Below are 21,852 nucleotides of genomic sequence, written 5' to 3'. Positions count from 1 at the left end.
TGTAAGGAATTGATTAAAACATATAACACTTTCATATACGTGCTTAGTAGTTTTAATTAAATTTTTGAGAATATTAAGCTATGCAAATACAACAAATGTATACGTATGAAACGTGACGGACAATTAATCAGTTTATGGCAGGATATGCCGGAACACATATCCAGGCACATGCCTGCACAGGCAGATGTGGTTGTTGTAGGCGGCGGAATTACTGGCATCAGTACTGCTCTGCGCCTGCAGCGCGAAGGCAAAAAGTGTGTTATACTGGAAGCGCAGAATATAGGCTTCGGAACTACAGGTGGCACTACAGCACATCTGAATACTTTATTAGATACACCGTATTATACCATTAAAGATAATTTTGGACAAAACAATGCTGATCTTGTTTTTACATTGGTAAGCAAAGCGTTGAACCTCATTGAAAAAAATGTGATCGGATATGAAATTGATTGCAGTTTTGAATGGAAGGATGCGTATCTGTTTGCACATGATAAAAAACAAAACAACGAATTGGATAAAATTGTTGAATCTGCCAGATTAAGCGGCGTGAACATTGATTTTTGTGAGCAGATACCAGTACCTGCTGTTTTCGAAAAAGCGGCCCGGCTAAGCGGCCAGGCGCAAATTCATGCAACAAAATATTTATATGGAATTGCAGAAGCTTTTGAACGCATGGGCGGAAGCATCATTCAAAACTGCCGGGTAACGGATGTGATACACGAACAGGATTGGACAATTGTACATGCATCAAAAGGCAAAATAAAAACAGATCATGTGGTATATGCAACGCATACTCCCCCGGGTGTAAATGTGCTGCATTTTGAAGTAGCGCCGTACCGCAGTTATGTACTTGCCGTAACATTAGCGGATAATAATTATCCGGACGCACTGGTATATGATCTCGACGAGCCCTACCATTACTACCGTACGCAGGAAGTTGACGGGAAGAAATACCTGATTTTTGGCGGAGAAGATCATAAAACCGGACATCTTGAAAATACCGAATATTGTTTTACGAAACTTGAAAGTTATCTGCGCAAACAATACGCAATTGATGAAGTAGCTTTCAAATGGTCATCACAATATTTTGAACCGGCAGATGGCTTGCCTTATATCGGACATTTGCCCGGCAATCCTTCAAATGTATGGGTAGCTACAGGCTTTGGGGGTAATGGTATGATTTATGGCACACTCACATCCTGCATACTTACAGACCTGATCTGTAAGGGCGAAAGCGCCCATGCTCAATTGTTCAGTCCTTCGAGATTTAAACCTGTTGCAGGATTTTCAAATATCATTAAGGAAGGTGCAGATGCTGCTGCAATGCTCATAGGAAATAAGTTTGCTTTTGAAAAAATTGAAGGTGCTGTTGAGCTTGCCTGTAATGAAGCAAAGCTGGTCAGGTTTGAAGGGCATTCAGTAGGGCTTTATAAAAATGAAGAAGGAAAGTTATTTGCCGTAAATCCTGCATGTCCGCATATAAGCTGTAATGTATGCTGGAATGGTGCGGAGAAGACCTGGGATTGTCCGTGTCATGGTTCACGTTTTTCTTTTACCGGAGAACTGATGACAGCACCAGCGCGCAAGGACCTGGAAGTAATTGAACGGACAGAAATAAAACAAAAGTGATTATGAACAGGCAGTAAATCTTTTCATATGATATATATAAACCAGATACTGCATGCGACTGTTTTACAATCCATATGCAGTATCTGATTTGTATTCTTATTTTACTGTGCCTCACACTTCTTATTTTTGTTCTGCCGGCTGCATTTGTTTTTCAACCATTTTTGCAACGTTCTGATTGGAAAGAATTGAACTCATTGCAGCAGCCTGTCTTACACCCGGTGCATACGCATGAGATTCTCCTTTAAGAAGTGCTTCATAACCGATCTGAGCAACCAATGTCGGGTTATCGGGGCTATCCTGTGCTGCTTTCGTATGTTCCATACCAGCCTTCCGAAAGAAATCTGTATCAGTAGCGTTCGGGATCAATGACGTGATCGTGATATTTGTATCTTTTAATTCATAAGCCAGTGCATCACTGAAAGAAAGTACAAATGCTTTTGTTGCCGCATATACCGCGAGCATCGGGCTTGGCTGGTAGGAGGCAACAGATGCGAGTTGCAGGATACGCCCTTCGCCATTGTACTGGATCATCTCACGCAGATAGAGTTTAGTAAGATGTACCATGGCAGATATGTTTAGCTGGATGATGCGCAGTTCCTTTGCCAGGTTTGTATCGGTAAAGTACCCGTATTCACCTACACCTGCATCGTTTATAAGTACATTAATATGAATACCTTGTTGTTTCGTGATTAAAAATACATCCTCTGCAGCATTGGGCAGCGAAAGATCTTTGGGAACTATGGTTATGTTTTGTGCTCCCATGGTCTGGAGTTCGGCCGCAACACGGTTTAGATTTTGTTCATCGCGGGAAACAAGTACCATGTTATACTTGTCGGCTGCGAACAGGCGTGCGAGTTCCAGTCCGATTCCGCTGGTAGCGCCTGTAATTAGTACGGTTTGGTTTTCATTTGTCATAGCTGTGTATTTTTTTGTTGAAAGAATTTAGCTGGTGTGGTAAGGTTCCTTGCACAATACAAAATACACCGAAACAACTTGTGGTGTTTTATATAAAAAAATATTTCTGTTGCAGTGAATCTATGTAGAAAAAGAAAGCCATGATCCTAAAAAACATGGCTTTCAATTTTCCGAAAAAAATAATCAAAATATATCTTGTTATTTTTATTGTTAAAGTGTTACCGGGTTAGTACGGCTGCATCTGTTTTTCAACCATACGCGCTACATTCTGATTGGACAGCAAAGAACTCATTGCTGTTACCTGCCATATACCTGGCGGGTAAGCATGTGGTTCACCCTTGATCAGTGCCTGGTATCCTACTAACGCTACAATTTCCGGATCTTCCGGATTGTCCTGCGCAGCTCTTGTATGTTCCATTCCGGCTTTACGGAAGAAATCGGTATCGGTAGGTCCGGGTATCAGTGAGGTAACTTTAATATCGGTATCTCTTAATTCTGCTGCTATGGCATCGCTGAAAGAAAGTACAAAGGCTTTTGTTGCTGCATATACAGCCAGCATCGGGCTGGGCTGATAGGAAGAGACAGAGGCAAGGTTTAGAATACGCCCTTCTTTGTCATGCTCAATCATATCTTTCATGTATAATTTAGTAAGCTGTACCATAGATGCTATATTCAGCTGAATGACACACAGATCTTTTTGCACCTCTGTTTCTGAAAATAATCCGTATTCAGCCATGCCAGCATTATTAACCAGTACGTCGATATGGATGCTGTGCTGGCTTGTAATGTGGTGGATTTCTGCCGCAGCATTTTGCAGGCACAGATCTTTCGTGATAATGGTTATTCTTCCTGCACCCATTTCCTGCAGTTCCGTAGCAATTTCAATAAGTCTTTCTTCATCACGTGCAATAAGCACCATGTTGTAGTTATCGTATGCAAATAATTTTGCCAGCTCTAATCCAATGCCGCTCGTTGCACCGGTGATAAGTACCGTTTGATTGTGGTTTGTCATATGCGTAGTGTTTTACTGGAAAATATCTTTATGAATGTCTTTGATGAATACAATTTATGGTATGCAAAGAGCGCAAAGAAAAATTAATCTATTTATATAAAACGAGAATTTTGTTACAACTATCCCATGTTATTTCTTATAAATAGTTTCATTCAAATAAAATATTGAACAATGTGAATATATTCGGTATGCCTTATGTAGAGCGGAATAGAAGGATAGTGAAAATGTTTTTTTGTTTACATGCTGACACTATTTCTTGTGATAGGAACATGTATTGTTTTGCGCATGTATTTTCGCAGAAAAATACTATTTAATGTGCTTGTCCAAACCATAGATAGTTATATGAATTATGAATTAATCCTGGGACACATACACGTGTCTATAAATAAATAAAAATAAGTGCAGTAATGTTGGTTAAATAGATCATATGGAAAACTTGTAACATTCTTGAATGATTATATAATTAATTGAATTAGGTCATAGTATATCTTTGTATTGTTGGTTGAGCAGACGGCTCACAACCATTTAAAACTTGAAATAAGAAATTAGTATACAGGGCAACAGAATTTCAATTTCCATAACATTTGAACGGAACGTTTGCATCCGTTTATGTACCGTGCAGGTACGAATAGCACGTGAGACACGCAACAAGCCTGCAGTTTAGTAAAAGTTATTACTACAGAATCGTTATTCTTTTCCTGTATACGAACAAATAAATCATGCGTGATTCAAAACGCAAACCTCAATCTTTTATCGCGGAGAATTCAGACCTGATGCTTAGGTATGTAGGAATGGGTAATTCGGATGAATGATCAGGCAAAGAGCTTTCAACCACTTCCGTATACCGGATAAGCTTCCGGACTGCCCAGGGTAGTCCGGAAGCGGCTCTGAGTCTTTTAAAACAAAACAAAACAATTATCTGCAAGACAGAGTCATTTCGTTTTTTCACAATAGTTCCTGACCTGTTCGATTTTGGAAAGAGAAAGTCTCTGTCGCATGCGGATAAAAAAATAACAATAAACAACATACCTCTTTCAAACAGCTACAGACAAGCCGCAGGCACATACGTGTTCTGCGGCTTGTCTGTTTTTACTGTATGGGCGAATAGCATTCGCCCTATTCGCCGCTACAGAATAATCCAGGTGGGGGCGTGGTCGCTGCTTTTTTCCCACCCGCGTACGTGTTTGTCTACTCCGGCTTTTTTTAATTTGGCAGCCAGGGGAGGGCTTAGCAGGAAATGATCAATACGTAAGCCGGCATTGCGTCCGTATGCATTTCTAAAATAATCCCAGAACGTATAAATCTTTTCATCGGGATGCAGTTTGCGGATGGCATCTGTCCAGCCTTGCTTCATAAGTTTTTTAAATGCGGCGCGTACTTCCGGACGGAACAAGGCATCATCAATCCAGCTTTCCGGTTTATATACATCCAGATCAGTTGGCATGACATTAAAATCTCCGATCAGTGCAATGGGCATGTCTGCTTCTATGAGATCTGCTGCATGTGCCGTTAAACGCTTAAACCACTTCAGCTTATAATCAAACTTAGGGCCCGGTGCAGGATTGCCGTTGGGCAGATACAGACAACCAATAACAATACCATTTACAAATGCTTCAATGTAGCGGCTGTGGTTGTCTTCCGGGTCTCCGGGTAATACACGGCGCAACTCACGGATATCGCTGCTGCGTGAAAGGATGGCTACACCGTTCCAGCTTTTTTGTCCGTGCCAGATTGCATGATACCCGGCTTGCAGAAACGCTTCTTCCGGAAATTTTTCCTGCGGTGCTTTTAGTTCCTGTAAACAAACAACATCTGGTCTGGCTTCTTGCAGCCAACGTAGCAGCACGGGTAATCTTCCGTTAACTCCATTCACATTATATGTAGCTATTTTCATAGAAAAAATGCGATTACTTTTTCTTGCGGCGTGTATAGATAAACCGTACTTCATTTCCTTTTTCTGCGCCTGCATAGATCTGGAGCGTGTCGGCTTCTATCTTAAGTATACGCATCACCTGTGTGTGATTCATGGAATCGGTTGCGGGTAGTGTCTGTAGATACAGGGAAGAATCTTTTTCTGTCCAGTTGCCTTTAAGTTTTTTTGATTTTGTAAGCATCAGGAAAGTGCCGTCTTTTCGTAAGTCCAGCTCAAGAGGATTAACAGTACCGTCAAGCGGTTTGCCTGCAGCATCCAGCACCTGTTTAAATTGCCAGTTGCCTATAAGTTTTGGCGTAAGCTCTTGTGCCTGCAAGCCTGTACTGCAAATGAACATACAGCATAGTACCATGCTTTTAAAAGTATTTGTGTTAGTTCGGGAGCGGGATTTAATCAAAATACGTTTCATCTTTGTATATAGCTGAATGAATGAGTGTTTTTATTTAAGATACTAAAAAGTTTTTTGTATAAAAACATCAAATGAGATGTCACAGATAGAAAAGGTAACAGGATGCTTGTTCCGGATCATGTGATTCCGACCCAAAGGCGGATCAACGTACATTTCTAAAAGATGTATGAAGAAAGGAAAGGTTGTGGTATAATTCCCCAAATAATCCCTTTTATGAAAACTTATTTTAAATGTGTATAAATGACTTTTATGCCGTATGTGTTGTGGTTCAACTACTTCAGATTTTCTTCAGGATTATTTATTAAAACAGGTAGTATTTGCGGGCCATTTTAGTTGGGGAGCTAGTACATTTTTTGTAATTTTTAAACTTAATCTTCTCTGCAATTCAAGGCAAGGCTGTTAACGCGATTCATATGCAGCCATAAAATCCTGGAGAATTGTATCACCAATAATCAAATTGCTTCTCCCTGAATCACTAATGCGGAAGTATTTTGAATGTGTTTTATTATGAAAGTATTTTCGATTATTCAAGATTCTGTTTACAGTAAAAAACAACACTACAATTTTATTGAACGGTTTTATCTTACGTTGATCCGCGATGAACGCGATCTGCCTTTTGTAAAACTTACAGTAACAATTCTGTTGACACTTATTCCACTGGGCGTATTTTTATATGTGCCCGGCCTGCCTGCTTTGGTATGGTGGCCTGCAGCAGTAATTTATTTCTTTCTGAATAACTTTTATTTCAAAGCACCTTTCGGTCTAATGCTGCATTGTACCTGCCATAGCAAGTTGTACAAATACAAATATGAAAAGCTGAATCTTATACTGCCTTGGTTTGTAGGCCTCTTCTTTGGGCAAACACCGGAAACGTATTTCAGCCACCATATTGGTATGCATCATATTGAAAATAACCTGGAAGAAGACGAAAGCAGCACGATGGGATATCAGCGTGATAGCTTTCGTGATTTTATGAAATACTTCGGTTCATTTATGTACCGCGGACTGGTAGATCTATCCATGTATTTTAACCGTAAGAAACGCGAAAAGCTTTTGGTAAAGACTGTTCGCGGTGAAGTGTTGTATATCCTTATGTGTGTGGGATTATGTGTGATAAACTGGCAGGCAACAGTTGTTGTATTTATTCTACCCTTGCTGATTTCCCGTTTTATTATGATGCTTGGTAACTGGACTCAGCATTCTTTTATCGATGCCGCAGATCCGGGTAACCATTATAAAAACAGTATTACCTGTATCAATACCAAATACAATAAAAAATGCTGGAATGATGGCTATCACATCAGTCACCATGTGAAACCTACGATGCATTGGACAGAGCATCCAACACATTTTCTTACAAACTTAAAACAGTACACCACCAATAAATCTATTGTGTTTGATGGTATCGGTTTTCTGGAAATATTTATTTTTCTGATGACAAAACGATATGATAAGCTTGAAAAACATTTTGTAAATATTGAAAACTGTTACGCTTCCGGTGATGAGGCAATCTCGCTGATGAAATACCGGACGCAGAAGATTGTGCGTTGAATAGAATAAAATATTGAAATAATTTATAACAGATAAAAAAAGAGCGTGTGATTCAGTCCTGAATCACACGCTCTTTTTTTATCATGTTTGTATTTCAATAAAGCAGAGAAGGCGCAACACCACTGCAATTATTGAGATGATATGCTGCATATCTCATTCCTGTATCGAATTTTCTTCTTCCTTCATTGCCATAAGTGCTTTATATGCACCTGCATACCGCTGATCAAAGATACAAGTAGTCCTTATTTCCTATCTTAACAATATTGGATACATAGGAGCAGAGCAAAAACTGTTCGTTAAACTTGATGCCGTGGCTGGCCGATTTTTGTTGCTGCTGTAAAAGCTCTCGGATTCTTTTTGAAAATGCCATTGCATTCTTCAAAAGGGCAAGCAGCAATTGGTTTTCATAATTCCTTTATGGCTTACTTCTGCAGGAAGAAACAGCATAATCCTACCGGAATAAACCGGAATGTATTTATCGAAAATGAATATTTCTGTTTAATAATATGGTTCATTCATCGCATAAAAAAACACAGTTGTAATCCAGTGCATCATCCATTATTTTTCCTGAATTTTTTCGTAAGCGATTTGTTTTGTAAGTTCTTAATAGAAATCTACAGCGTCATATGCATACGAATAGTATACATATGACGCTTGGATCAACCTCAATCGATGTTGCAACACCATGTGTAAAACATATAACATTATCACATGATTATATAAAAAATTGAATTTTGTGTCTGATATATTTGTACTGTAGATAAGCAGATGGCGAGTTCTTTCAACCAGCTAAAAAAAACTGCGGTCATTAAATCCACAATGTTTTATTCTGATTATGTTGGCCCGCGTGCAGAAGAAAAAATAAACATGAATAAAACAGACAAACAGATTTTAATCCGCTTTTCACTTGTGGAATAAAGCTGCTGGATGACACTCTGGGTAATCGGGCAGCGGACTCTACGTCTATCGATCAGTAAAAGTAATTTGACAGGTATCTTCCTTCAGATACATGCCCCTCAATTGATTTCGTGATAAATAAAATGTCTTCACATAGATCGCAGGCAGTTTTGTTGATTCAATATACTATATAACTCATGTGCCCGCTTTTTAGAGATATGTTATAGTCTATAAAAAAGCACTACAAGAACGCATTGCACATTAACATCTTGCCTATGAATATGAATGTAAATGTTACCGGATTGAAAGAGTTTAATGTAACGCAATTAAATACAGAAATCATCTGTAAACAGTTGCTAAGGCATTCCAGACATAATGCAGTATTTATTCTTGATACAGCAGGTATAATCATGGGTATAAGTGAAGGTGCACAACGCAGTTATGGGTATACGCATAAAGACGTTCACGGCAAGTATTTTGATATGTTATTTACCGAAGAGTCACGTAAGCAGCAAAAGCCTGAGTTGGAACTTGCTAAGGTATTGCAGTATGGAACGGCGGCAGATTATAATGAATTTGTACATAAGGACGGCCGGCATATATGGACAGAAGGAGAGTCGCTGCTTATAACCGATGTGTGGGGTGATTCATTTATCATTAAAAATGTTCATTCGCTTGATAAAGAAAAGGAAGAACAACGTAATCTTCAGCAGCAGAATGAAAAATTGCTGCGCATCAATAATGATCTGGATACTTTTGTATATACCGCATCACATGATCTTAAAAATCCGGTAAGTAATATTGAATCACTTGTTTCCATCATGCAGTATGAATTGAAGCACGGAGCAGATGCGGAAGCGGTAGAACCTGTTATGTCACGTATAACAGAAGCTCTTAACAGATTCAAAACAACTCTGAATGAACTTACAGAAATCAGCAGAATTGATGCACCAGTCGATACAGATGAAATGTATGTGTCGTTTGATTCGATCCTGCAGGAAGTAATGTATGATGTTCAGGATCTTGTTGATAGTACAGAAGCTTCTATACAATCAGATTTCAGTGCAGCAACAATGGTACGTTTTTCAAAAAAGAATGTGCGCAGTATCTTATTTAATCTCCTTTCCAATGCGCTTAAATACAGGTCACCGGAGCGTAAACCGGAGATTTATATAGAGACTAAACCAGCTGGAGAATACATATTACTTTCAGTTCGTGATAATGGGATAGGTATTGAACCTGCACAGCACAAAAAAGTGTTTCAGTTTTTCAAACGTCTGCATACACATGTACAAGGCACAGGTGTTGGCATGGGTATCGTTAAAAAAATAATGGATAATACAGGTGGAAAGATAACGCTTGAAAGCATTCCTGGCAAAGGATCTGCATTTACCGTACATTTTAAACAATAGGGGCGAACGTAAAGGCAGCCCTACGTGTAAAACATATAACATTCTCGTATGATTGTATAATTAATTGATTGTCTGGAACAATATCTTTGTTTCAGAATTCAAACAAGCAATTTTACAAGTTATTTAAATCAATATGAAGAAAATTTTACTTTCAGGAGTTTTATTATTGAGTGTATTAGCTGTACAGGCACAACGTACCTCAATCGGCATCACAGCAGGAACAGGAACAGCTTGGCTGTCTGATACAGACAGAGACGTTGTATTTAATCCGGTATGGAATGCTGGTGCAACGTTGGTGTATAGTTCAGAAACGCACTGGGGGTTTGGAGCAGATATTAAATATTCCAGAGAAGGTGTAAAATTTACGTATGCAGGAACCGGGAACTATAACGGTCAGACAATGACTACCAGAGTTGGAAGTGATTTTATACGTATTCCGTTGCGTGCTATTTATTTCTTTAATAAAAATGAAAATGCTTTTCGTCCCAATGTTTCACTTGGACCGAGCTTTGGTATTTTAACCGGCGGAGAAATTAAAACTTATGACGGTGATAAAAATGTGATCGGAACAAGCAAGGTAAGTGATTCGTTCAGAGATGTTGACTTTGGTCTGCAAGGTACCGCAGGTGCAAGTATTATGTTATCAGACGGATTGTGGTTCAGTGCAGATATTGTTTACTATCAGGGTTTAAATAAACAAAATAAAAACGGCACCAATACTATGCTGAACAGCAACGTGGGTATTAATCTCGGTTTACGTATCGGTGTAGGACGTTAAGTAAAACTTTTCCTCTATCAGGTAAATATAATATTTGTTAACTAGTATGGGCAGTCTTAAGAGCTGCCCATACTAGTTAATTAATACAACGCCTGTTTTTTCTTTGCCATCGATGATAATTATATAATAACCCATCGGGCATAATTTACCGGACTCGTCTGAGCCATCCCAGGCAGCCGGCGTGTTTAATGTACGGATCAATGTTCCGTTTTTATTATAAATTTTTGTATAACCTGGTTTATCTATAAGATAGGTATCTTCTAACCCATCTCCATTTGGTGTAAAACTATCCATACATCCTGCAGGTACAGGAATGAAAATATAATTTTGCAGTTCAACGGAACAATTATTTACATCGCTTATTGTAAGTGAATACCGTCCCGGCATTACATCATTCAATACTGCAGAGGCAGACGTTATTGACGATTGATTGTTTAGCGGGTGTAACGCATAGGTTAGAGGAGTATTGAGCGCGCTGATTTGTGTATGATCAATTTGTATGGCAGCGCCTTTTGAACAATCATTAGCAGTTATTTCGTAATTGATGTAAGAGAATTTAATGCAAGGTTCTACTAAAATACTATAAGATCTTGCATGCAAGGTTATACCTGTCAACCTGGATGTATTGTTTGTAATTATACACGTGTAGCGCCCCGCATTCATTTCTGTAATATTCGATAAGGTTAATACAGGTATCGTTGTACTGCTGAGGTAGATATTATTTTTATACCAGTTGTAGGTGCTTCCTGAAACAGCAAGATCAAACTGTAACGGCAATGTTATAGTACTTCCTTTAACAGCAGATACTGGCTGGTTTACATTTAATGAATCTTGCGGCTGAATGTTAAAGACTGTACTGAATTGAGGATGCTTGGAAGAAGGAAGGATATCTTCAAAGGTTAATTGATTGTGTGATAGTTCTACGTGTGTAAGATTATCAAATCCGGATAAATCTGGTATGTGCGTTAGTTGATTATTATCTCCGGTAATAATAAAGAGCGCTGTATTAGCAGATAGATCTGGCAGCGTTGAGATCTTGTTGTGTGCAAAGATCAATTGTTTTAAAGCAGTTAATGTAGTAAGCGGAGGAATTGTCTCAATCTGGTTTAAATCAAACTGTAATATTTCGAGTTTGGTATTTTGAGAAATATCCGGCAATAGCGCAATTGCATTATTTTCGATATTGAATATTTTTAAATGAAGCAGGTTTGAAACAGATGGGATGTTTGTAATGAAATTGATGTAACAATACATTTCCTCCAGATTTAACAAGGTACTCAGGTCCGGCAGCGCTGTTAATTTGTTGCTGCTGCAATCCAGGCTTTTTAATGCTGTCATGCCTGTTAGTGATGGAAGGTTTGTAAGCTGATTATTTTTAACATTAAGTGTTTGCAGATTCGTAAGCTGGTTTACACTGGGTATGCTGGTAAGCTTATTGTTATATACCCACATGTGCTGTAGTTGTTTTAGGCTATCAAGCGAGGGCAGGAACGTTAATTGATTACTGTTACAATTTAGCTGAGTGAGTTTGTAAAAATACTGAAGCCCCGAGAGGTCCTCGATATTCATACCAACACAGTTTATTGTTCCTGTAAAAATTTTCGCATTACTGATAATTAATTCCTGATTTGAATTTAAAACATAAGGAATATTTAATGCAAGGTAATTTTTGAAATTCGCATCCGGTATTACATACGTTTGCGCCTGTATCGGTTGATTCAACAGGATAAAGATATACAGAACCGTGTAACAGGTTATTTTTTTTAACATACTCAGAATAGTACTACTTCACCGGTTTCTTTTATCCCGGATACGTATTCAATAATGTAAATATACACACCCGCAGATAATAATTGTCCGTTTTGGTTGGTGCCCTCCCAGAAATCAGATACTCCCCGTTGTAGATGTGTTTTATAAATAGCTTGTCCACCGCGGTTGTAGATTGTGATATCCGCGTCGCTGTCTCCGGATACAGGATACTCAAACCGTTCTCCTGCTCTCGGGCTGAAAGACTGTGCAGGCGCCGTACATGATTTTTCATGTACATATAAAGGTTTTTTATATGCTGAAAGACACCTGTTTGCATCTTCGAAAAACAAGGTATATTGACCAGCGTGTAAGGAAACAAATGATGGACTTTGTTGTCTGACCGTATCGTTTGTTTTATTGATTAGTGTATAGGTATATGGCGCGAGGCCGCCTTTTACCGTATGTTCGGCAATCTGAATTTCTCCGTCATACTTATTGGCACAAGCTGCATCTATGGTAAGAATGGCTTCTATAGTCACACCTTGGCACAGTTCCGTTTTAGGTTTACCTGGATGTGTATCTGTAAATTGATTTGTGTTTATTTTTTGTTCTTCAGCAACAGCTTCGTTAAAATTTGTACTGCCTGTTTTTTGTATGTATGAAGTAGGGTTAGTATCAAATCCTGCATTGGGATTCAGGTCAGGCAACGATTTTTTATTGCCGGAAGCAGTTGTTTCAGCAGGCCGATATATGCCTGTATGTATATTTGATGACGGCGTTTTTTCTTCTGCTGGGTGCTCAGTATGTTTTGAAGAACGGTTGACCGAAGCGAACTTCGGATCATTTATCTGCTGTGGCGCCGTTGGCTCAGATTCAGGTATATCCGATCTATAAACCAAGGTACAGATTACTACAGATATTCCCAGCAATCCACTAATTCCCCATTTAGTAAGGTTACGTTTGGTGTCTTTTGATCTGAAGTCTGCGTCCATCTGTTGCTTTATCTGGGCAAGCCGGTTGCCCAGAATAATTGTATTCGCCGCTTTTTGATTTTCTACGAGTAAATAAAATGTTGCATCAGACGCAAGCTTTTCTGTAAAGGCAGATAATTCTTCTCCCATAAGTTGTCCGGTCAGGTAACGATCGATCCATTCGTATATAATTTCGTCTGGTTTCATGGGTGTAACGAATTAGCAAGGTCTTTGTTGGAAGCAACCAATTCGATTAACTTTTGCTTGCACCGGTAATTGGTTGTCTTTGCTGCATTGGCATTGGTAAAATTCATTTTTACAGCAATCTCTTCCATGGAAATTTTTTCATAAGTAGAATATAATAACAGCTGTTTACAACGATCTCCGATCATATCAAACAGGCGCTGGAAGGCATCCCATTTTTCTGTCATAATGAGCTTGATCAATGCATTGTCTTCAGCCTGAACGGGATTGCCTGCCAGCTCAATATTTAGCTGTCTGTTTGTTTTACGACAGGTATTGATCCAGATATTTCTGGATATTGTTATCACATATCCTTCGGTGTCTTTCACCAGATCATATTTATTATCGATCACCTGTTTGTATAGCACAAGCACAGCTTCCTGAAATACGTCCTTGCTATCATCCACGGAACCGTTATTACCCAGTACATACCTTCGTACTTTCGGGTAAACGGTATCGTACAGCCAGTTTAAGACTTGTTTGTCCTGGGCTGTTTTTATCTTATAAATTATTTCAGGTGTGCTGAATTTCAAAACATTAATCCGGGTTAATGATAGGGTACAAATTTACAGGTTAAAAGTAACACACTTTTCAATAATTTTTAATTCGTGATTTTTATGGTAATCTTTATAGTAATTTATGAAAATAATAAAAAAAGGAGTACTGGTCGTTTTTTTGTTTGTATATGGAAGTATGCAAATTTGCGCACAGAACCTGTATCCTTCATTTTTTCTTCAGTTTCAGAATAATTATGCTTTTGATAATCCGGCAGCAGGAAGTACCTACGCATATAGAGACTTGCGGCTACTGAATAGTTTTTATACCGGCTTGTTAAAAAACATCGGACAGTATTATATGGATGCTTCTTTCCAGATCAATAAAAAGAATACTGTTGTACATGCTCCCGGCCTTGTTATTGATAGCGAGTATGAAACAGAATTGCTTAAACGGACACGTGTATTTTTCAGGTATGCCTTACAGGTACCTTTAAACAGCCGGTTAAAACTTTCGGCTGGTATTGCAGGTGGTGTATTCAATTATTCTGTAAGAGGTACAAACAGCAGTGCAGGGATTTCGGCCTTTGCACCTGATGGAAGTGCGGGTATTTGGCTGCAAGGAAAAAAAATGAATGCAGGAATTTCCGCTAACCAAATCTTTAATTCAGAAATCACTCCTGTTAATTATCGATTTACACTTTCCCGTTATGCAACGCTGGTATTTGATTACAGAATTGACGTATCTGCCCGTACGAATCTTTTAATTGCTGCAAAATATTATGTTGGCGCAGAAGGCATCCGTGGTATGCATGGTGCAGTGATCTGCGGTATTATACCCAATGTTTCAGCAGGCGTACTGTATCATCAGCATAAAGGGTTTGGCGGTACGGTGATGTTAAAGGAACTTCAGATCGATGCCATCTATGGTGATCTGTCGTTTACGTATTTTCAACCGTCTTCCAGCCTCAATACGCTAAATAGTAACCGCATGGAAATGATGCTGCGTATTTTTTTGAAAAGACAGAATATGGATTAACTATTTGGTCTTGTAATTCAGGTGATTGTATAATCCTATTATGCTTGTAGATTATTCTAATGAGTTTATATTGTACCTTTGAGGTATTCATTAACTGCTTTTTATGAAAAGAAATATACTCTCACTCGTGTTTTTTTTGATCTGTATACATATACATGTATCTGCACAGAACTGGATGCGTTTAGGGAACGTAGGAATGGCCAGCTGTCTTGCTGTTGATGCTTCCGGTAATTTATATGCTGCCAATTATCTTAATCAAAATGGTTACAAAACTGTTATAAAGTGGAATGGAATTAAATGGCAGGAGCTTGGTGCAGGAACAGATCCACTGAATGGTGATGCATCGATAAACAGTATTACATTTGATTCGGAAGGTAATTTATATGCTGCCGGAAATTTTACAAATAAGCCTTATGAAAAAGGTGTAATTTATGTTGCCAAATGGAATGGTACAAACTGGACGGAGCTGGATGGTAATCTGATGAACGCTGTTCGTAAGGTTGTTATCATTAATGCTGTAGTTGCTGATCCTTCTGGTAATGTGTATGCTGCCGGCTATTTTAATTCAACAAATACATACGATATAAGTGTGATGAAATGGGATGGGCAGCGCTGGACAGACATTGGCATTAATCCTCCATATACACAACGGTTTCAGGGAGGTGTCTATGACATGATCTCAGATAAATCGGGTAACATTTATGTGGCAGGAGGACTTCAAAAAAGTAATGAGGTTTATTATATCGCAAAATGGGACGGGAGTAGCTGGTCTGAAGTAGGTACTGGAGTGAATGCATTAAATGCTAATGGCCCCATTTATTCACTAGCGATAGATTCAAAGAATAATTTATATGCTGGCGGTTATTTTAAAAATGCAGCCAATCACTATTATGTTGCAAAGTGGAATGGAAATACCTGGTCGCAGGTGGATGCAGGTATGGATTCATTAAACCCGGATACAGGCGTTCAAAAGCTTATGGTAGATACACACGACAATCTGTATGCAGGAGGTACATTTGTGGATAATAAAGGTGGCGTATACGTATCGAAATGGGATGGTACATCCTGGTCAGCTATGGGGCCGGGGATGAGCAATCCGCTTGAAATACGCGGACAGATTATGGATATTATTTCTGATCCGAATTCTGAAAATCTGTTTGCAAGCGGTATGTTATTTATAGATTCCGATCAGGCAAATAATTATATTGTTCAATGGAAGCAGCCATTAAATACAGCAACTGCTGTGGCAGAAAAACCTGTCATTAATATATACCCCAATCCATGTAATGGTCTGATTCAGATTCCATCTGCAAACGAAGCACTCACTGTAACGGTGTTGGATGTGCAAGGCAGACAAATCAGTTCACAAATTCTTGTTCAAGGTGATTCTTATATGGATTACAGTGATCTTACTCCGGGTATGTACACACTTATTTTTATCGGAAATAACATTTCGTATGCACCTGTCAAATTTGTGAAAGAATAACATAAACAAATCTCCTTTTAGATATTAATAATTTCAACGTATGAAAAAAATCGTTTTACTGATAGTTTCTTTTTACTGTTTCAGTACTTTTATCCAGGCTCAGGGCTGGGAACAACTCGGCACAGGTACAAAAGCTTTGGCTGCAAATGATATGATCCGTTCAGTTGTAACAGATAATGCAGGCAATGTATATGCTGCGGGATATTTTAAAAATGCGCAAGGTTTTTATTATGTTGCTAAATGGGATGGTACCTCGTGGTCTGAAGTAGGGGAAGGGAACAATAAATTAAATGCCAACAGTTATATACGCAAAATGATACGCGACGATGCAGGCAATATTTATGTGGCAGGTGATTTCAGAGATGTGAATGGGCATAGATATGTGGCGAAATGGAATGGAACCAGCTGGTCCGTACTGGGCACAGGAACCAATGCACTTAAGGCAGATGATGCGATTGAATGTATAGCAGTAGACAAGTCCGGAAATGTATATGCAGCGGGAAATTTTAAGATGGCAAATGTATATTTAAATTATCCGTATAAAGTAGTAAAATGGGATGGCACATCGTGGACTGCACTGGAGATAAAGGATGGAACTGCTTCAAATATCCGGAATATTTATTCCATTGCAGCAGCAGATAATGGCTTTGTGTATATAGGCGGCGCAGACAGAAGTCTGGGTATATGGGATGGTACCCGATGGGGATATTATAGTACTTCCTTAAACGGTGAAATCGTGTATTGGGCTATGCAGTTTGATCATCAGGGTAATCTTTACCTGGGGGGATGGTTTAAGGATTCCTATGACAAAACGTGCCTGGCTGTATGGGATGGTATGGGCATGTATATACCAGGTACAGGAAGTAATTCGCTGAATGCAAATAACCACGTAACAAGTATTGCTGTTGATAAGGATGATAATGTCTATACTGCAGGTTATTTTACCGATGAAAACGAAAGACATTACGTAGCTAAATGGAACGGTACTACCTGGAAAACAATTGGTACAGGTGAACAGGCATTGAATGCAAACGGTGATATTTTATCTGTAACTACTGATCACGCTGGAAACGTATATGCTGCAGGCCGTTTTACAGATGCTGCTGGTGGCATGTATGTTGCAAAATGGAACAACAATGCAGCTATGTCTGTTAAGAACGGTGAAAATACAATAGAACTGATCCTGTATCCCAATCCATCTGCCGGCACTTTCTGCATTCGCACCAATACACCTGTTCAGAAAGTTACGTTGACAAATACACTGGGGCAGCAAGAGGTTTTTACCTCTACAGAAAATATTTCATCAAACTTTTCTGGTATTGTACTGGTAGATGTGCAAACAGAAACAGGGCGTGCAGTGAAAAAACTTGTTATTGAGTAAGCGCGGTTTCTTGAATTTATGACAGGCAAAATCCTTTTTCCGGTTCTATGTATTTATAAAACAGGAGAAGGATTTCTTTCCACCGTGGCGTTATATGTGCTGGCAACAGATACATGTATTGTTAAAACGTATCTATCTGTTGAATAGGTGCAAATGCCCTTTATTTAAAGGGTATTTGCGATTTTATTTAAAGACCAAATGCGATTTGCCCCTGCAATGGAACGACAATCCGTTTTTTTATGTTTGATTCGCTCAATATTGTATTATATATAAATGAAATTACTGCTAAATTATTTAAAGAATTACAAAGGACTTATTGCAATAGCATTGCTTCTGGCATCTACAAGTCAGGTCTTTTCTTTACTGGATCCGCATATAACCGGTAAAATCGTCGATAATTTTATAGAAAAAAAAGAGATACTTTCCCGTGCGGAGTTTGTTAAGGGCATTTTAATTCTTGTCGGATTTTCCATCGGTGCTGCTATGGTTTCCCGGATTGCTAAAAATCTTCAGGACTACTTCACGAGTATTGTTGTGCAGAAATTAGGGGCACAGATGTATGCCGATGGTTTAAAACATTCGTTAGAGCTGCCGTATCAAACGTTTGAAGACCAACGAAGCGGAGAGACGCTGGGTATTCTTCAAAAGGTGCGTACCGATTCAGAAAAATTCATTACCTCTTTTATCAGTGTTTTATTCGCAAGTGTAGTGGGTTTACTGTTTGTTGTTGTGTATTCCTTATCTGTAAGTTATAAAGTGACGCTGGTATACTTCGCTGCGGTTCCTATTATCGCTTTTACAAGCTGGCTGCTGAGCCGTAAGATAAAAGTTGTTCAGAAAAGTATTGTAAAAGAAACTACCGCGCTGGCTGGTTCTACTACAGAGTCGCTTCGCAACATTGAACTGGTGAAGAGCCTTGGACTTGCCAATCAGGAAATTGAACGGCTGAATAACACGACATTTAAGATTCTGGCTCTTGAGCTTAAAAAAGTAAAATACGTGCGCAGTATGAGTTTTCTGCAAGGTACAACGGTAAACTTTATACGCAGTGTGATGGTGGTTATTTTACTGCTGCTCATTTTTGATAATGAATTATCACCGGGTATGTATTTTACGTTTTTGTTTTATTCCTTCTTTTTATTCGGTCCGCTGCAGGAGCTGGGAAATGTGATCATTACATACCGGGAAGCAGAAGTATCCCTGTTAAATTTTGACCGTATATTAAATCTTCCAAAAGAGATTAAACCACAACGTCCGGAAACAATCGGACAGATAAACACCTTACGTTTTGATGCCGTGAGTTTCAAGCATCAATCTGCCCGCAGCAATGCACTCAATGGCATTTCTTTTTCAACGCACAATGGACAAACTATTGCGTTTGTTGGGCCGTCAGGATCAGGAAAAACAACATTGGTGAAGCTGCTGGTAGGACTGTACCCGCCTAAAGACGGAAGTATTCTGTATAACGATGTATTAAGTACAAACATTGATCTGGATGAACTGCGTGAAAAGATCGGATTTGTTACGCAGGATACGCAGTTGTTTTCCGGAACGATTCGTGAGAATTTATTATTCGTGAGACCTGATGCTTCAGACGAAGAGTGTTTGGCTGTATTGCATAAAGCTGCTTGCGGCACATTGTTAGCCCGTGCCGATAAAGGATTAGATACGGTAATAGGCGAGGGTGGAGTAAAGGTTTCAGGAGGAGAAAAGCAACGCTTATCGATTGCACGCGCACTGTTGCGTCAGCCGGATATTCTGGTATTTGATGAAGCCACATCGTCGCTGGACTCAATAACGGAAGAAGAAATTACCCAAACGATCCGCGAGGTGTCGACCGTTAAAGATCATATTACCATACTAATTGCACACCGTTTATCTACTATCATGCATGCCGATACAATATTTGTTCTTGAAAAAGGTAACATCATTGAATCCGGCAAACACGAAGACCTGTTGCTCGAAAAAGGATTGTACTACGCGATGTGGCGTCAGCAGATTGGCGAAAAGGCACACGCTGAAGGCGTGTAGGGCCTAGACTCCATTGCCCCCTTAAGCCGATCGGATAATGTTAAACCGCGCTGCCCCGTTAGCCCTTAATCCGTGCGACTGCAAAGATCGCCTAAACGTAGGCCTAACAGGGCGAATGAGATTTGTGCCTACTGACTAGGGCAACATCAAATAAAAAAAATATAAAGCGCACCACGCAGGATGCGTGCCGGAGCGGTTATGAACAAGTTGTAATGAAAATAAAAGCGGGTAAAAGATTGCCAAAATGTGTTCCTAAAAATAAAAGCACATAAACTTCAACATGCAGTTTATGTGCCTACTTGCACAGCAAAATTTTTCTATTGAAACTATCTGATTATAGTTAAATAAACAGGCTTTTCGCCATCCATAATCAGAATATAAAATCCGGCATCAAGTAAAGCACCATTGCGATCAGTTCCATCCCAGACAATAGGTGCTTGTAAGGTATTTACTACAACTCTTTGAAGATTGTATACAGTTACTTTTCCGGTTTTTTCAATATAATATGTATCGGTAATGCCATCTCCGTTTGGAGTCATTACAGGGTCGCAGTTATCAATTTTATTTAAAACGAAATTGTTTGTTGCACTACATAGTCTGGAATCTACTACTTTAAGAAAATAGTTTCCGGCTTCAACATTTTCAACGAGGGGATAGCTAATGTTTTTCCGTGTTGAACTTGTTGCGAGTTCGTAGGTAAACGGAGGAGTACCGCCAGAGATTTGATTTTGTGAAAAGTCAATGGTATAACCTTTACTGCAATCCTTACTTACAACATCAGCATTGATGATATTAAGTTCAATACAAGGTTGTACAGTAATCTTAAACGTATTGGTATTTAATGTTAATAATGAAACAGATGTATTGTATATTTTCAATTGATAGTTACCCGCATCTGCATTTTTTAACGGACTAAATGTGTATGATGGCGATGCAGAGCTATCGATTACGATGCCATTTTTAAACCATACATATATATTTGATGAAAGCGGTGCGGTTACAGGATAGGTTAGTGTATAATTATTTTCAGCCCGTGCTGTAACATCAGCAAAGAAAATTTCCCGTTGAGGAGAGTAAATAAATGTTGCCGGAGGATTTTGAAGTACAGGTTTTATGTCTTCAAACGTAAGTAAGGCACCATTTACGTTTAGTCTGTTGAGTGCGGATTTGTTTTGCAGGTATGGCATGTCTGAAAACGGATTGTCATAAATAATGCAGATTGTAAGTGTGCTTATCAGATCCAGGGACTTGAAACTTTTTATGTTATTCGTCCAGGCATACAATGTTGTAAGACCTGTCAATTTTTCAAGTCCAATAATCGTATCAATACCTGTCTTGTGTACATGCAGTTCGGTAAGGTGTATACAGGGCGTTACATCAATAAAAGAAGCACTGATTGGATTTTGTCCTGAAACTAATTTGCTGAGTTGTGGAAATTGTGTAAGCGGAGGGAACTCTATAAGATTATTGTTGCTGCAATACAGAGATAGTAAACCTGTAGAACCGGATAAATCAGGAAGTGCTGTAAGCATATTATTCACTACTTGAAAATCTTTCAAGTGTAAAGTTGCCATATTCGGCAATGAAGTTAATTTGTTGTTTGACGCATAAAAATTAACGAGTCCGGTTATGCCTGAAATATTCGGTACACTGGTAAGTTGATTGTTGCTTAAGTCCAGCGTAGTTATGCTTTTAAAATATTCTATGCCGGCTGCATTAGTGATACCCGCGCCGCGTAAGTCTAATACATTTGTAAGTAAAGAAGCTTTAGAGATATCCAGTGCGTTACCCTGCATTACCTGAGGATAGGATAAAATTAATTTATCACGCAGGTGATCATCCTGCAATGTTAGTAATTGACTAAAAGCAACGCGAATAGCAAGGAAAAAAAATGATGTCAATAGTATTCTCATTACGTTTAA

General features: G+C 38.9%; 17 protein-coding genes. 9 read left to right on the top strand and 8 right to left on the bottom strand.

What is annotated here, in order from left to right; genetic code table 11:
- Positions 1-105: 105 nt before the first annotated feature.
- Entirely contained in the window at positions 106-1,629 is a 1,524-nt protein-coding gene (locus tag CHU_RS10090; protein WP_011585445.1) for an FAD-dependent oxidoreductase, read from the top strand.
- A gap of 120 nt (positions 1,630-1,749) precedes the next feature.
- Here the strand turns inward: CHU_RS10090 and CHU_RS10085 are convergent, their stop codons facing one another.
- From CHU_RS10085 to CHU_RS10070, 4 genes are all read right to left on the bottom strand, one after another.
- Positions 1,750-2,544, bottom strand: coding sequence for an SDR family NAD(P)-dependent oxidoreductase (locus tag CHU_RS10085; RefSeq protein WP_011585444.1), 795 nt, complete (start codon positions 2,542-2,544; stop codon positions 1,750-1,752).
- A gap of 226 nt (positions 2,545-2,770) precedes the next feature.
- Positions 2,771-3,556: an SDR family NAD(P)-dependent oxidoreductase gene (locus CHU_RS10080; protein WP_011585443.1), complete on the bottom strand. Its 786-nt coding sequence runs from the start codon at positions 3,554-3,556 to the stop codon at positions 2,771-2,773.
- A 1,126-nt stretch (positions 3,557-4,682) separates the two neighbouring features.
- Positions 4,683-5,450 (bottom strand): exodeoxyribonuclease III, encoded by a 768-nt coding sequence (gene xth, locus CHU_RS10075; RefSeq protein ID WP_011585441.1) that lies wholly within the window; start codon positions 5,448-5,450, stop codon positions 4,683-4,685.
- A gap of 13 nt (positions 5,451-5,463) precedes the next feature.
- Positions 5,464-5,826, bottom strand: coding sequence for a hypothetical protein (locus tag CHU_RS10070; RefSeq protein ID WP_041932328.1), 363 nt, complete (start codon positions 5,824-5,826; stop codon positions 5,464-5,466).
- A 579-nt stretch (positions 5,827-6,405) separates the two neighbouring features.
- Here CHU_RS10070 and CHU_RS10065 point away from each other — a divergent pair.
- The 3 genes from CHU_RS10065 to CHU_RS10055 all read left to right on the top strand — a co-directional run bounded on the left by CHU_RS10065 (position 6,406) and on the right by CHU_RS10055 (position 10,536).
- The gene (locus CHU_RS10065; protein ID WP_011585439.1) at positions 6,406-7,449 is read left to right on the top strand and encodes a fatty acid desaturase family protein; all 1,044 of its coding nucleotides are present in this window, start codon (positions 6,406-6,408) and stop codon (positions 7,447-7,449) included.
- A 1,172-nt stretch (positions 7,450-8,621) separates the two neighbouring features.
- Positions 8,622-9,758 carry a sensor histidine kinase gene (locus tag CHU_RS10060; protein ID WP_049755523.1) on the top strand — a complete coding sequence of 379 codons (1,137 nt, stop codon included), beginning with the start codon at positions 8,622-8,624 and terminating at the stop codon, positions 9,756-9,758.
- Between the two features lie 133 nt (positions 9,759-9,891).
- The gene (locus CHU_RS10055) at positions 9,892-10,536 is read left to right on the top strand and encodes a porin family protein (protein WP_041932327.1); all 645 of its coding nucleotides are present in this window, start codon (positions 9,892-9,894) and stop codon (positions 10,534-10,536) included.
- A gap of 72 nt (positions 10,537-10,608) precedes the next feature.
- Here the strand turns inward: CHU_RS10055 and CHU_RS10050 are convergent, their stop codons facing one another.
- Genes CHU_RS10050 through CHU_RS10040 form a run of 3 tightly spaced genes read right to left on the bottom strand, consistent with a single transcriptional unit; the run spans position 10,609 to position 14,032 of the window.
- Positions 10,609-12,306: a leucine-rich repeat domain-containing protein gene (locus CHU_RS10050; protein WP_011585435.1), complete on the bottom strand. Its 1,698-nt coding sequence runs from the start codon at positions 12,304-12,306 to the stop codon at positions 10,609-10,611.
- A 2-nt stretch (positions 12,307-12,308) separates the two neighbouring features.
- Positions 12,309-13,463 carry a gliding motility-associated C-terminal domain-containing protein gene (locus tag CHU_RS10045; protein WP_011585434.1) on the bottom strand — a complete coding sequence of 385 codons (1,155 nt, stop codon included), beginning with the start codon at positions 13,461-13,463 and terminating at the stop codon, positions 12,309-12,311.
- Positions 13,460-14,032: an RNA polymerase sigma factor gene (locus CHU_RS10040; protein WP_011585433.1), complete on the bottom strand. Its 573-nt coding sequence runs from the start codon at positions 14,030-14,032 to the stop codon at positions 13,460-13,462. Before CHU_RS10040 ends, CHU_RS10045 begins: the two co-directional genes overlap by 4 nt.
- Positions 14,033-14,138: 106 nt before the next feature.
- Here CHU_RS10040 and CHU_RS10035 point away from each other — a divergent pair, with 106 nt between their 5' ends.
- The 5 genes from CHU_RS10035 (at position 14,139) to CHU_RS10020 (ending at position 19,930) form a co-directional block, all read left to right on the top strand.
- Entirely contained in the window at positions 14,139-15,032 is an 894-nt protein-coding gene (locus tag CHU_RS10035; protein ID WP_041932326.1) for a type IX secretion system membrane protein PorP/SprF, read from the top strand.
- Positions 15,033-15,135: 103 nt separating this feature from the next.
- Positions 15,136-16,518, top strand: a complete 1,383-nt coding sequence (locus CHU_RS10030) for a T9SS type A sorting domain-containing protein (protein ID WP_011585431.1) — start codon at positions 15,136-15,138, stop codon at positions 16,516-16,518.
- 40 nt (positions 16,519-16,558) lie between these two features.
- On the top strand, positions 16,559-17,899 hold the full coding sequence (locus CHU_RS10025; RefSeq protein WP_011585430.1) for a T9SS type A sorting domain-containing protein: 1,341 nt from the start codon (positions 16,559-16,561) through the stop codon (positions 17,897-17,899).
- 18 nt (positions 17,900-17,917) lie between these two features.
- Positions 17,918-18,046 carry a hypothetical protein gene (locus tag CHU_RS19790; protein ID WP_256236187.1) on the top strand — a complete coding sequence of 43 codons (129 nt, stop codon included), beginning with the start codon at positions 17,918-17,920 and terminating at the stop codon, positions 18,044-18,046.
- A gap of 126 nt (positions 18,047-18,172) precedes the next feature.
- Positions 18,173-19,930, top strand: a complete 1,758-nt coding sequence (locus tag CHU_RS10020; RefSeq protein WP_011585429.1) for an ABC transporter ATP-binding protein — start codon at positions 18,173-18,175, stop codon at positions 19,928-19,930.
- A gap of 326 nt (positions 19,931-20,256) precedes the next feature.
- Here the strand turns inward: CHU_RS10020 and CHU_RS10015 are convergent, their stop codons facing one another.
- Complete coding sequence (locus CHU_RS10015; RefSeq protein WP_011585428.1) at positions 20,257-21,843, bottom strand: glycoprotein; 1,587 nt, start codon at positions 21,841-21,843, stop codon at positions 20,257-20,259.
- Between the last annotated feature and the right edge of the window lie 9 nt (positions 21,844-21,852).

Origin of the sequence: Cytophaga hutchinsonii ATCC 33406, from assembly GCF_000014145.1 — a bacterium.
Taxonomy (GTDB): Bacteria; Bacteroidota; Bacteroidia; order Cytophagales; family Cytophagaceae; genus Cytophaga; species Cytophaga hutchinsonii.
Note: the sequence above shows the minus strand (reverse complement) of the source record. Positions and strands in the feature narration are given on the sequence as shown.

Excerpts from the sequence above, each read along its gene's own strand:
- CHU_RS10090 (WP_011585445.1), top strand. The coding sequence starts at position 106 with ATGAAACGTGACGGACAATTAATCAGTTTATGGCAGGATATGCCGGAA.
- CHU_RS10085 (WP_011585444.1), bottom strand. The coding sequence starts at position 2,544 with ATGACAAATGAAAACCAAACCGTACTAATTACAGGCGCTACCAGCGGA.
- CHU_RS10080 (WP_011585443.1), bottom strand. The coding sequence starts at position 3,556 with ATGACAAACCACAATCAAACGGTACTTATCACCGGTGCAACGAGCGGC.
- xth (WP_011585441.1), bottom strand. The coding sequence starts at position 5,450 with ATGAAAATAGCTACATATAATGTGAATGGAGTTAACGGAAGATTACCC.
- CHU_RS10070 (WP_041932328.1), bottom strand. The coding sequence starts at position 5,826 with ATGTTCATTTGCAGTACAGGCTTGCAGGCACAAGAGCTTACGCCAAAA.
- CHU_RS10065 (WP_011585439.1), top strand. The coding sequence starts at position 6,406 with ATGAAAGTATTTTCGATTATTCAAGATTCTGTTTACAGTAAAAAACAA.
- CHU_RS10060 (WP_049755523.1), top strand. The coding sequence starts at position 8,622 with ATGAATATGAATGTAAATGTTACCGGATTGAAAGAGTTTAATGTAACG.
- CHU_RS10055 (WP_041932327.1), top strand. The coding sequence starts at position 9,892 with ATGAAGAAAATTTTACTTTCAGGAGTTTTATTATTGAGTGTATTAGCT.
- CHU_RS10050 (WP_011585435.1), bottom strand. The coding sequence starts at position 12,306 with ATGTTAAAAAAAATAACCTGTTACACGGTTCTGTATATCTTTATCCTG.
- CHU_RS10045 (WP_011585434.1), bottom strand. The coding sequence starts at position 13,463 with ATGAAACCAGACGAAATTATATACGAATGGATCGATCGTTACCTGACC.
- CHU_RS10035 (WP_041932326.1), top strand. The coding sequence starts at position 14,139 with ATGAAAATAATAAAAAAAGGAGTACTGGTCGTTTTTTTGTTTGTATAT.
- CHU_RS10030 (WP_011585431.1), top strand. The coding sequence starts at position 15,136 with ATGAAAAGAAATATACTCTCACTCGTGTTTTTTTTGATCTGTATACAT.
- CHU_RS10025 (WP_011585430.1), top strand. The coding sequence starts at position 16,559 with ATGAAAAAAATCGTTTTACTGATAGTTTCTTTTTACTGTTTCAGTACT.
- CHU_RS19790 (WP_256236187.1), top strand. The coding sequence starts at position 17,918 with ATGACAGGCAAAATCCTTTTTCCGGTTCTATGTATTTATAAAACAGGA.
- CHU_RS10020 (WP_011585429.1), top strand. The coding sequence starts at position 18,173 with ATGAAATTACTGCTAAATTATTTAAAGAATTACAAAGGACTTATTGCA.
- CHU_RS10015 (WP_011585428.1), bottom strand. The coding sequence starts at position 21,843 with ATGAGAATACTATTGACATCATTTTTTTTCCTTGCTATTCGCGTTGCT.